Below are 10,370 nucleotides of genomic sequence, written 5' to 3'. Positions count from 1 at the left end.
CAAGCCCGTTGGAAATGTTGACGGTAAAATTGTAGCTCGGATCGCACGTCCCCGACTCGGTCACGAACGCCAGATTCCAAGATCCGTTGAATGCTGCCGATGATCTGGCGGCGTGAGCCGATGCCAGAGAGCAAACAAGAACCAAGATCGACAAAGCAAGCGCCTTCATGATATGCCTCCTGTGGGACATCTATCGAATTATGTGCAATCTGATTCGAGGCTCGCGGTTGCCCGCATATTAGAATGCGGTCCGCGAGAGGGCCTTGCTGCTCTCCTTTTCCTAATTTGTTTTCGGGTCACCGCGTCCTCGAAACCGTGCTCATGAGAATTCGCGCAAGTTGTTTGCGCACGTAAAAGAGCCGGCTCTTCAGGGTCGCAGACGCAATGCCGGCAATCTCGCTCATTTCAGCGATCGACTTCTCGCGATCAACGCCGCGACGAAATCGCTGGCGATCGAGTACGCATCGAAGGGCGTGCGGGTCAACGCCGTGGCTCCCGGCGTCATCAAAACGCCAATGCACGCTCCGGGAACTCACGAATTCCTGTCCAAACTGCACCCGGTCGGACGCATGGGTGAAACGGCGGACATTGTCGGCGCAATCCTGTTCCTGGAAAGCGCGTCTTTCATCACCGGCGAGATCCTGCACGTCGATGGCGGCCAGAGCGCCGGCCACTGACGCGAGCTTTTACGCCGGCAAGGACAACGCTCATGCGGCATCGATTGCCGACAGATGGTTCAGCCACGTAGATGCGGTACATCGGGCACCCCCAATCTCATGGTCCGAGAGCTCCTTCGATACATTTAATCAAGTCGTGGATTTCAAATGGCTTCTCGAGAAAGCAGGCCGCTCCGGCGGCTGCCGCCCTCGCTTCCAGACCCGCCTCGGAATGTGCGGTGATCAAGACGACAGGAATCTTCGAGCCTGATGCAGCGAGATGCCTGATCAGATCCAATCCACTCATGCCGGGCATATGAACGTCTGTTACAATCAGACTGCAAAGTCCCTGCCCGTTTACAGCGATGAAATCCCGACCCGACGTGTATCCGCTGGTCTCGAACCCATGTAAGGAGAGCGAGTCAACAAGGGCTAACCTGAATGAATCGTCATCATCGATGACCGAAATTGCAAAACCTGTCTGCACTCAAGTATCCTTGCCCGGGCTTGATCAGGTAACCGGGATTTTGGGATGTTCGCATATTCCTGCATTGCTCAGACATTATACACGAGTGTTATTGAATATTGAATGTTGGGGCGAACCTCCAAGCCATCGAGGGGACGGTACGTAAGGTACGGCCCTGACGACATACTCGGCGGCCCGGACGACGACCGGACTAAGCCCAGCCAGATTCTCAACGTCGCGACAGGTGCTGTTCGCCTCGCCTGCACATCTCGGACGGCACGGAGCGCCGGAGTGCCGGACGTGGCGTGCGGCCGCGATCATTATGCGCTCGGGCGTTTCGCGGAACAGGCTTCGCAACGCAACCGGCCGGTCAAAGCTGCGGCATCACAGCATAATCGCAGCCCGTGCAAGGCATCACACGGCCCTCAGGCCGTAATTCCCGGCAACTCAAGGTTCGTTGGTCGAAGTTGGCGTTCAGCCCTTCACAGCTCTTTCAATGCACCCGATCAAGTCGTATATCTCAAATGGCTTTCTGAGCAAGGCCGCCGCACCCGCGGTGGCGGCCTTGGCCTTAAGGTTCGAGTCTGAGCGTGCCGTTATCAAAACGACGGGGATTGTCGCCCCCCGAGAGGCTAGGCATTTTATCAAGTCCAGCCCACTCATACCGGGCATGTGAATGTCCGAAACAATGCAATTGAATGACTTATCACCAATCGCACCAATATAGCCCTCCGCGGAGGCGTATCCGCTGGCTCCATACCCGAGAGAAAACAACGATTCCACGAGCGCTACCCGGAATGACTCGTCATCGTCGATGACCGCGATTTCGAGATGTCTTGGCACACGGCATCCATGCCCCGAATTGATCAAAGAAGCGGGGAACACAACTTTTGCATGCACCTCCGATGCTCAGGAATTATACAAGAGTGTTATAGCCAGCCGTTAGTGAGGCAGGCCCGACCGACAGCTCGGAAATTGGTTCTGTTTTCAGGCCGAATACCAGGGCTGTTCTGGCCCGTCCCGCCGGGATCAGATGGCAGGGATAGAAGGCTTCATTGTCGCGCCTTCCAATCGAGCGCCAAACGGCCTCGCCGTGCAGGAATTTCAGACAACGCTTGTCGGCATGATAGGGCACGATCTTCGACAAACCTTACAAACCATACAGGGCACCTACGCGCTGCTGCGCTCCCGTCCAGAAGTCCTGTCCGAGCAGGGATACGCGCTCGGTCACCGGATTGAGGTACGGTCGATCGTAAGACAAGGTTCGCTTTTCTCGATCTACTTGCCCGCGGCACCCGCGATTAGCCAGAGCTAAGGGCTCGCAATAATTGACCTTTTTCCAAGCCGGAGCAGGAAGTTTCACCTATACGTAGGTGTGATCCCGGTCCGATACCGTTCATGCTAGCTTCTCCGGCGGAAATCCGGGGTGGGTCCAGAGGCATGCAGACCGGCACTGAGGAAAGAGCCATCGTGCACGTCGTCGATGACGATGCTTCGATGCGCCGCGCGTTGGAGGACCTCTTCGACTCGGTAGGGCTTCAGACCCAAACCTATGCCACAGCGGACGCCTTTCTCTCGGTGAAAGTTGCAAACAGGCCTGGATGCATCGTCCTGGATGTCAGACTGCCTGACATGAATGGTCTCGAGTTTCAAACTCGGTTGATCCAAACCGGCATCGGGATTCCCGTCGTGATGATGACTGGATTCGGGGACATTCCAATGTCTGTGCACGCCATGAAACGGGGCGCAATAGACTTCCTCGCCAAGCCATTTCGTGATCAGGATATGCTCGACGCCGTTATGTCCGCCATCGAGCGCGACCGACAACGACGAGTCTTCGAGGACGACGTTTTGCAGTTGCAGCAACGGTTTGAATCCCTTTCGCCGCGCGAACAAGAAGTGATGCTGCTTGTCGCGACAGGCAAGATGAACAAGCAGGTAGCCGGCGATCTGGGGATCAGCGAAATAACCGTCAAAATTCATCGAGGCGCTGCCATGCACAAGATGGGAGCCCGAACATTGGCAGACCTTGTTCGCATGGCCGACGCTCTCAAGCCAGGACGCCGAAAGCCTATCCGATAGCCTGCGCGGATAAGATGCACCCGGAAACGGTGCAGCGTCCCGTCCTGCACCATATACTTGCCAAACCGATGGTCTGGGCTTCCGTCATCGTTTTATTTCCAGCGGTAGGCCCTGATGACCTCGGGATCGGGGTCAATTCCGAGGCCGGGCCCCTGAGGCACGGAAATCCGGCCGGCCTTCGGGCTGAGCGTGCTCCCATAGATCGTTGCCTCAAGGTCGAACCAGCGCCACTCTATCATGGAGTCGGCGGTGCCGAGGGCAGCCGTTGCATGAATCGCCGCCAGCAGACCCGGACCGTCATAGAAAGAGTGCGGCATCACCGGGATGTTGTGCACAGCCGCGAGGGCGAAGACTTTGACCAGCTCAGTGATGCCGCCCATTTTGGCCGGACTTGGCTGAACAAAGTCCACAGCCTTCGCAGCCAGCATTCGTTCGAAATCCATCAGCGTGTAGACGTTCTCGCCGGCGGCGATCGGAATGCCGCGCGTCCTTCTCAACTCGGCGAGACCGTCAAAATTCTCCGGAGGCCAAAGTGGCTCCTCGAGCCATTTCAGACGAACTGCCTTGAGTTCCTCCGTGATGAGCCGCGCCCGGTACAGCGTCCAGGGACAGTTGACGTCAAGTGTCAGCTCGATATCAGGTCCGGCTTCCTCGCGAGCTGCGCGGACCGCCGAGAGCTCAATTTCATGGAGCTTGAGTGCACCGAAGCCGGTGTCGATCGCTTGCCGCACGCTGCTTCGGACATGGGAGGGCTCGGAATAACGGACCATGCTCGCATAGCAGGCGATATCGGCCGCGCCGCCACCCAGAAGCCGGTACAGCGGCAGTTTGGCGGCCTTGCCAGCGATATCCCAAAGCGCGATGTCGACCGCCGAGATGCCAAAGGCGAGCGCCCCAGCCCGTCCGAACACGTGCAGCTTTCTCTGAACCTCCAGCATCAGCGGGCCGATCCGGGTGGCGTCCTGCCCGACGCACAGCGGCGCAATCAGTTGATCGATCGCGAGCTTGGCGGAAGCGACCGCGCGAAAGCCAAAGGCCTCGCCCCAACCCACCAATCCCTGATCGGTTGTCACCTTGACCAGCAGCGAGTCCGCGGCCGGCAGGTTGCTGTCGCCCCAGGCGGACGCATCAGACCTGCTTCCGGCCCTGAACGGAATGCGTAGTGGAAAGGTCTCGACGCCGGTGACGATCATTTTCGACGAGCCCTCCATGCGCCCAAACGGTTGTCGTTCTATCAGCGCTTCTAAGGGGTCGCGCCCGGAATGCTGCGCGGATCATCACCACCTTCGTGGTATTCGAGACCGAGCGGGCCGATTGCGGTCACCTGTGTGACGTACTCGCCCGACTTCGCCCAGTGGAAATGCCAGGTCTCGCCAGGCAGAACGATAACGCTGCCCGGTGGATAGGCCTTTACCTTGTCACCATCGAATCTCTCGCCGAGCCCGATGTAGAAGACGCCCGACATGACCGTGTAGATGCGATCCTCGGGATGCTTGTGTGGCATCAGTTTTGTGCCCGCAGGCACCTTGACCCTGACCACGTAGGGACCGGGTTCCGTCGGATGGCCAACCAGGACAGCGAGGCGAGCCGCGGGCGGAAAAGCCGGGAACGGCCTCCACTCGATGTCTTCGGGCAGGATCGACCTGAAAGTCGCCTGGTCTGGCTGATGTGCGCGAGACATAGTGGTTCTCCAGGTCGCAGCCGATGATTTGGACGATCCTAAATCTGTGACCACTGGATCAGTTTAGTGTCCAGCGTGATAGGGCCGTTAAGAAACTTGGGTACCGGACAGTTGTCCTCAGCCTCGCCGGTGAGGCTCAAATATCAGGTTGAAAGAGATGCCGACATCGCCCCGTTCGACGATGGCTATTTATCTTGGTCATTCGCCGAGCTGACCGACATGGAAGCCGAGCCGATTTTCGACGTCGCCGGCGCGATGGAAACCACGCGCCATCAGCGCCTTGATCCGCTTCTGGCTCGCCGGACGACCGAGTGCAGCGATGAAGGCCTCCCATTCGGGCTTGATTTCCGCATCCGCCGGCAGGCTCGCGACATCGACAAGTCGTTTGGTTTCCGCGATTGCCTGCTTGTCGAACGACGCAATGCGCATTGCGAGCGCATCGACGAAACCGTCGAGCTCGGAGTCTGGAAGAGAGCGATTGACGTAACCGTAACGTTCTGCAAGATCGCCATGGATGTCGTCGGCGCCGAGCAATACTTCCAGCGCTCGACCTCTACCCATCAGACGCGGCAGACGCGCCATCGGTCCACCGCCGGGCACCAGACCCGCGCCTACTTCCCATTGGGACAGAATAGCCTTCTCCCGGCTTGCGAAGCGCATGTCACTTGCCAGTCCGAGCTCGCTTCCGACACCCGTCGCGCGCCCCCTGATCGAGGCGATGGAGACAACCGGAGCCCGGCTGAGGCGTACCAGCATGTCCGGCAACGCCTGCAGACCCGTCGGTCCGGGCGGTATCTTTGCCGATTCCTCAAGCGGCGCCAGGAAGTCGTAGTGGGTGATAAAGAAGCCGTCGACGGCGCTGTCAAAGACGACAACCTTTACCTGCTCGTCTTTCTCAATCGCCGTGATGATCTCGTTCAGTTGCGGCAATTCCTTCGGACCGAAGATGTTGACGGGTGGAATGTCAAATGTAACCCGCCAATATGACGGCAGGCGCCGTTCAAGCCGAATTTGCTGGGTCGCAAATCTTCTTTCGGCGTGGTTCATGATGTGCTCCTTGGTTTGTCGACGGATGCGGACGCAAAATCGGCCGGTGCCGGTTCGTCTCAAATCGATCCTCAAGAAATCGCCGTCAACCCAAGACCTTCAGGCGGTCTGTCCCAATTCTGGGTGTCACCTGCGATTTAGCGAGCCCGTGTCGCGCTTCGCGATACGAGCGGCGTTAGAGACATATTGTCCGCCCGCAGCTTTCCGAACCATTCAACATTGGGAGGGTCTCGCTCATATCAATGTATGAGTGAGTGCTGTTCTGTCAGTACGCTAAAAACGCCGCCACTCGTTTTCGTGATTTTCATAGGTGTCCCCGGGCGCGGATAAGCATCAGATGCGTGATCTTCAGTCCACGCCTCCGACAATACGAACGTCCCGCTCGCAGGCGTTGCCGAGTGCCTTCAGTGCCTCTTGATAGGCGGGACTATTGTGAGCCGCGACCGCTTGTCCGACGCTATCGAACTCCGTCACTGTGGTACGCTGAGCAATTCCTTGTTCATAGGCCTTCACGGCTTCGCCGCGCGCAAGGAAGCGGCCACCGTTAGCGACGATAGCTGGTCCGGCAAGCTTTCCGTACGCCGCCAGCGCTGCTGGATCGGAAATAGAGCGGTAGAAGGTGATCCAATATCCCTTGGCCATGTCGGTCCACCTGCTGCCCACGTAGGCAAGTTCAATGCGCACTCAAGCTGTTGTCGGCACGGCCAGTATCGCGCATTCCCTGTTCAAAGATGTCTATGGATCTTCGGCAGTCGCCGAGATGATCGACATGAAAACCGAGCCTACTTTCGACGTCGCCGGCGCGGGTCATGATGTGCTCCTTGGCTTCCCGAAAGATGCGCGCGCCAATCGGCGCGCGCCGGTCAGTCTCAAATCGATTGGCGGAGCGATCGGAATGCGGCTCGCATCTCGGAGGAAAACAGCGCCGGTTGTTCCCAAGCCGCGAAATGACCGCCTTTGTCGAGCTTGTTGTAATAAATGAGTTTGGGATAGGCCCGCTCTGCCCAGCTGCGCGGGGCCGCATAGATTTCGTCGGGGAAGGCACTCACGGCGACCGGGATCGTGACGCCCCTGACGTCGAAGAAGCCTCCTCCCGTCGAAATCCGCGTAGTGTCCCAGTAGAGGCGCGCCGAGGATATCGCGGTGTTCGTCACCCAATAGAGCGTGACGTTGTCGAGGACGTCGTCCCGAGTTAGCCCCTCCGTCCTTCCATCGAAGACGCGTGAGATCATACCGTAACTACGAATGTCGTGATCCAGCATCCACGCGGCGAGGCCGACCGGAGAATCCGCGATTCCGTAAAGCGTCTGTGGCCGGTTCGACATTTCCTGGGCGTAGCCCAGGCCGTGCTTGTAGAAATCATCGAGTTGATCCCAGGCATGTTTTTCATCGGCCGAGAGACCGGCGGGCGGCGGGCCGCCAACCGAAAGAGCTTTTGAAACATCGGCTGGAACCGTGGCCGCCATATTGGTGTGAATGCCAAGCAATCCCGGCGGCTGCTGCAGCGCCATCGTCTCCGAGACGGCATTCCCCCAATCCCCGCCCTGCGCCACATACCGTTTGTAGCCCAGGCGTTGCATCAACGTCGCCCACGCACGAGCAATGCTGATGGGGGTCCACCCGGCCGCAGTCGGCTTACCCGAAAAGCCATAACCCGGCAGCGACGGTATCACCAGATGAAAAGCCTCCGATGCGCTCGCGCCGTACGCCGTGGGATTGGTCAGTGGATCGATGATCTTCATCTGTTCGATGATCGAGCCGGGCCAGCCGTGGGTCACGATCATCGGCAGCGCATTGTCATGTTTCGAGCGAACGTGGATGAAATGAATGTCGAGCCCGTCGATCTCGGTGATGAATTGCGGCAGGGCCTTGAGCCGCGCTTCCACCTTGCGCCAGTCGTAATCCGTCCGCCAATACTGTACGAGTTGCTGGACGGTCCTCAGCTGCACGCCCTGGGACTGATCGGCGACCGTTTCGCGGTCCGGCCAGCGGGTCATCATCAAGCGTTCGCGCAGGTTGACGAGCCCCTCCTTGGGGATGTCGACGTGGAAGGGACGAATTGCTTCCTCTTTGGCGGCGGAAGCCGAGCGTACCGGGAGCAAGCCGGCCGCGCTTGCGGACACGATGCCCATGGCGGCGGTGCCGAGGAACTGTCGGCGATCCTGACGATCCTCAACGGCGTCTGTGCTCTGAGTCGACTCGTTCCTCTGAGTCGACTCATTGATGAGATGGTTCATGGCGCTTCCTCCTGACCTAGGTTGATATGTGCGGTCTTTTCTGAGGTCGATGACGGCCTGTGAGATGGCAGCCAGAGCCCCCGATGCCCCCTTCACGAGGCGGTGCAGATACATCTGCGTCACCCGTCATTTGGCCGGCACGTATCGGAGCGACTGGCGTCAACATACAAGCGACGTTCAACGCATGCTGTCTGCCCGCGCCTTTCTATACCATTCAACGTTAGGGAGATGCCGGCCATACCAACGTATGAGTGATTGGCGCTTTAAAGCTTACATGTCCGCGCTGGTGGGACTTCGAACGGCGGATCTCCTTCCGCTCGTGCAGCCTGGCCAGGAGCTCCTCCCTCTGATGGGGCTGTCCGAGGGAAGGTTTTGTTCAAAAGGCGGCAGAGCGCCGCTCACCAGCGAGGGCCGGTTGGTCGCGGGCGTCGGCGTAAGCGGTGGCACTGTTGAGCAGGACGTCAACATCCTCCAATCGGCTCTCCGGGAGGCCGTTAGGCCTGCCCTCGCCGCAACATCGTGAAGCAGCACATCGGTCTTTTTCGCTGCAACTGCAGCGACAGCAAGCTGACTGCGGACGAATTCGCCGACATCAGGTCTGACTCAAACCCAGAATAGTTAGCTGGGCACTCATACATTGATATGAGCCGCTTCTTCCAAAGGTCGAGTGGAAAAGTTCGCCTAACATCGGTAGTGTGCGCCAAACGTCGCTCATAGGAAGGATGAAGCCACGGCTCCCGAGCCGGAGCTGGCGGGGACAGGGGGTTTCCGGGTTCACCTCGAAACCGCCGTGACTACGGTTGGGAAACGTATGGGACGCTTGCTTTCAGTAAATGTGGGCCTGCCGCGCGACGTGAATTGGCAAGGCAGGACAGTGCATACCGGCATTTGGAAGGCGCCGGTTGAGGGCCCGCGCATGGTGCGCCGACTCAACCTGGAAGGCGACGGACAAGGCGACTTGGGCGGTCATGGCGGCGAACGCCGGGCGGCATTGGTTTATCAGATGGATTCCTATCGGTATTGGCAGAACCATTTGGGGCGAAGCGACTTCGCCTATGGGCAGTTCGGAGAGAATTTCACCGTCGATGGCCTGTCCGATGCGGAGGTGTGCATCGGAGATCGTTACCGGATCGGCGGCGCTCTGTTCGAGGTCACGCAGCCACGGGTCACGTGTTACCGGCTGGGCATTCGCCTCAACGAGCCGGAAATGGCTGCGCTGCTGGTCAAGCACGGAAGACCCGGCTTCTATTTCCGTGTGCTGGACGAGGGGGAAGTGGAGGCCGGCGACGAGATCACGCGGGTCGCGTGCGGGCCCGAGCGCATGAGCGTGGCCGAGATCAGCGCGCTCCTCTACATGCCCGGTCACCCCCGCGATCGGCTGGAGCGCGCGCTGCGGATTCCGGTGCTGAGTGCCGGCTGGCGTCGTTCCTTCGAGGCGCTGCTTGCTCAGGAGCGCCAGGGCGGCGTGACGACGGGAAACGCCGGACTCGCTACAGCGCCCAGCCGGCCCCCGGCGTGGCGTGGATTCCGTCCGCTTCGCGTCTCGCGCAAGGTGCGCGAAAGCGGCAACGTGATGTCGCTGCTGCTGGAGCCCACGGACGGACAACCCGTCGACGCGGCTCTCCCCGGGCAGTTCGTTGTGCTGCGGCTGGGGCCGGCATCAGCGCCTGCGCTGATGCGCAGCTATTCACTGTCGGGGGAACCGGGCGCCGCGTACTATCGCGTGAGCGTCAAGCGGGAAGCCGATGGCGCGGCCAGCGCCTACGTCGACGACGAACTCCGGGTTGGCGACGTCGTGCACGCCAGCGCGGCACGCGGCAGCTTCACACTACGGCCGGGCGACACGCCGGTTGTTTTGTTGAGCGCCGGAATCGGGGTGACGCCAGTGCTCGCGATGCTTCACGCGCTGGCCGCCGAAGCATCGACCAGGGAAGTTTGGTGGCTATACGGAACCCGTAGCGGCCGCGAACATCCCTTTGCCGAGGAGGTGCGTGAGCTGCTCGAAGCGTTGGCCCACCACCACAGCTACATTTGCTACAGCTCGCCTAATCCCCAGGATCGGCCCAATATAGATTTCAACTCTGCCGGACGCCTGAATATAGGGGTACTGCAGGAGCTCAACTTACCCCGCAACGGTGATTTTTATATTTGCGGACCATCGACCTTCATGAGCGATTTGACGGGCGGCCTTGCTGCGTGTG

The 10,370-nt window shown here is 59.5% G+C and carries 11 protein-coding genes and 1 pseudogene; 4 read left to right on the top strand and 8 right to left on the bottom strand.

Annotated elements, in window-relative coordinates; translation table 11 throughout:
* Nucleotides 1-425: 425 nt before the first annotated feature.
* Nucleotides 426-677: pseudogene (locus ABSG20_RS20310) on the top strand (SDR family NAD(P)-dependent oxidoreductase); the annotation flags it as partial.
* 97 nt (nt 678-774) lie between these two features.
* Here the strand turns inward: ABSG20_RS20310 and ABSG20_RS20305 are convergent.
* Entirely contained in the window at nt 775-1,143 is a 369-nt protein-coding gene (locus ABSG20_RS20305; protein ID WP_423866302.1) for a response regulator transcription factor, read from the bottom strand.
* A 453-nt stretch (nt 1,144-1,596) separates the two neighbouring features.
* Nucleotides 1,597-1,965 (bottom strand): response regulator transcription factor, encoded by a 369-nt coding sequence (locus tag ABSG20_RS20300; RefSeq protein ID WP_423866301.1) that lies wholly within the window; start codon nt 1,963-1,965, stop codon nt 1,597-1,599.
* 597 nt (nt 1,966-2,562) lie between these two features.
* Between ABSG20_RS20300 and ABSG20_RS20295 the strand changes: the two genes are divergently transcribed.
* A complete protein-coding gene (locus tag ABSG20_RS20295; RefSeq protein WP_423866300.1) occupies nt 2,563-3,204 on the top strand; it encodes a response regulator transcription factor in 642 nt (213 codons plus the stop codon).
* 92 nt (nt 3,205-3,296) lie between these two features.
* On the opposite strand, the gene ABSG20_RS20290 is transcribed toward ABSG20_RS20295, so the two are convergent.
* The 6 genes from ABSG20_RS20290 to ABSG20_RS20265 form a co-directional block, all read right to left on the bottom strand.
* Complete coding sequence (locus ABSG20_RS20290) at nt 3,297-4,397, bottom strand: mandelate racemase/muconate lactonizing enzyme family protein (protein ID WP_423866299.1); 1,101 nt, start codon at nt 4,395-4,397, stop codon at nt 3,297-3,299.
* A 50-nt stretch (nt 4,398-4,447) separates the two neighbouring features.
* Nucleotides 4,448-4,885 (bottom strand): cupin domain-containing protein, encoded by a 438-nt coding sequence (locus tag ABSG20_RS20285; RefSeq protein ID WP_423866298.1) that lies wholly within the window; start codon nt 4,883-4,885, stop codon nt 4,448-4,450.
* A 198-nt stretch (nt 4,886-5,083) separates the two neighbouring features.
* Nucleotides 5,084-5,932, bottom strand: coding sequence for an enoyl-CoA hydratase/isomerase family protein (locus ABSG20_RS20280; RefSeq protein WP_423866297.1), 849 nt, complete (start codon nt 5,930-5,932; stop codon nt 5,084-5,086).
* Nucleotides 5,933-6,280: 348 nt separating this feature from the next.
* Entirely contained in the window at nt 6,281-6,574 is a 294-nt protein-coding gene (locus ABSG20_RS20275; RefSeq protein ID WP_423866296.1) for a DUF1330 domain-containing protein, read from the bottom strand.
* A gap of 31 nt (nt 6,575-6,605) precedes the next feature.
* Nucleotides 6,606-6,743: a hypothetical protein gene (locus tag ABSG20_RS20270; RefSeq protein ID WP_423866295.1), complete on the bottom strand. Its 138-nt coding sequence runs from the start codon at nt 6,741-6,743 to the stop codon at nt 6,606-6,608.
* A 58-nt stretch (nt 6,744-6,801) separates the two neighbouring features.
* Nucleotides 6,802-8,064 carry an epoxide hydrolase family protein gene (locus ABSG20_RS20265; protein ID WP_423866303.1) on the bottom strand — a complete coding sequence of 421 codons (1,263 nt, stop codon included), beginning with the start codon at nt 8,062-8,064 and terminating at the stop codon, nt 6,802-6,804.
* A gap of 154 nt (nt 8,065-8,218) precedes the next feature.
* Between ABSG20_RS20265 and ABSG20_RS20260 the strand changes: the two genes are divergently transcribed.
* A complete protein-coding gene (locus ABSG20_RS20260) occupies nt 8,219-8,692 on the top strand; it encodes a GlcG/HbpS family heme-binding protein (RefSeq protein WP_423866294.1) in 474 nt (157 codons plus the stop codon).
* 288 nt (nt 8,693-8,980) lie between these two features.
* A partial coding sequence (locus ABSG20_RS20255; protein WP_423866293.1) for an MOSC domain-containing protein occupies nt 8,981-10,370 on the top strand: 1,390 nt, incomplete at its 3' end.

The sequence above is a fragment of the Bradyrhizobium sp. genome (assembly GCF_049512235.1).
Taxonomy (GTDB): Bacteria; Pseudomonadota; Alphaproteobacteria; order Rhizobiales; family Xanthobacteraceae; genus Bradyrhizobium.
This window is presented reverse-complemented; position numbering and strand designations above follow the sequence as displayed.

Excerpts from the sequence above, each read along its gene's own strand:
- ABSG20_RS20270 (WP_423866295.1), bottom strand. The coding sequence starts at position 6,743 with ATGACCCGCGCCGGCGACGTCGAAAGTAGGCTCGGTTTTCATGTCGAT.
- ABSG20_RS20280 (WP_423866297.1), bottom strand. The coding sequence starts at position 5,932 with ATGAACCACGCCGAAAGAAGATTTGCGACCCAGCAAATTCGGCTTGAA.
- ABSG20_RS20260 (WP_423866294.1), top strand. The coding sequence starts at position 8,219 with ATGACGGCCTGTGAGATGGCAGCCAGAGCCCCCGATGCCCCCTTCACG.
- ABSG20_RS20285 (WP_423866298.1), bottom strand. The coding sequence starts at position 4,885 with ATGTCTCGCGCACATCAGCCAGACCAGGCGACTTTCAGGTCGATCCTG.
- ABSG20_RS20290 (WP_423866299.1), bottom strand. The coding sequence starts at position 4,397 with ATGATCGTCACCGGCGTCGAGACCTTTCCACTACGCATTCCGTTCAGG.
- ABSG20_RS20265 (WP_423866303.1), bottom strand. The coding sequence starts at position 8,064 with ATGGGCATCGTGTCCGCAAGCGCGGCCGGCTTGCTCCCGGTACGCTCG.
- ABSG20_RS20295 (WP_423866300.1), top strand. The coding sequence starts at position 2,563 with ATGCAGACCGGCACTGAGGAAAGAGCCATCGTGCACGTCGTCGATGAC.
- ABSG20_RS20275 (WP_423866296.1), bottom strand. The coding sequence starts at position 6,574 with ATGGCCAAGGGATATTGGATCACCTTCTACCGCTCTATTTCCGATCCA.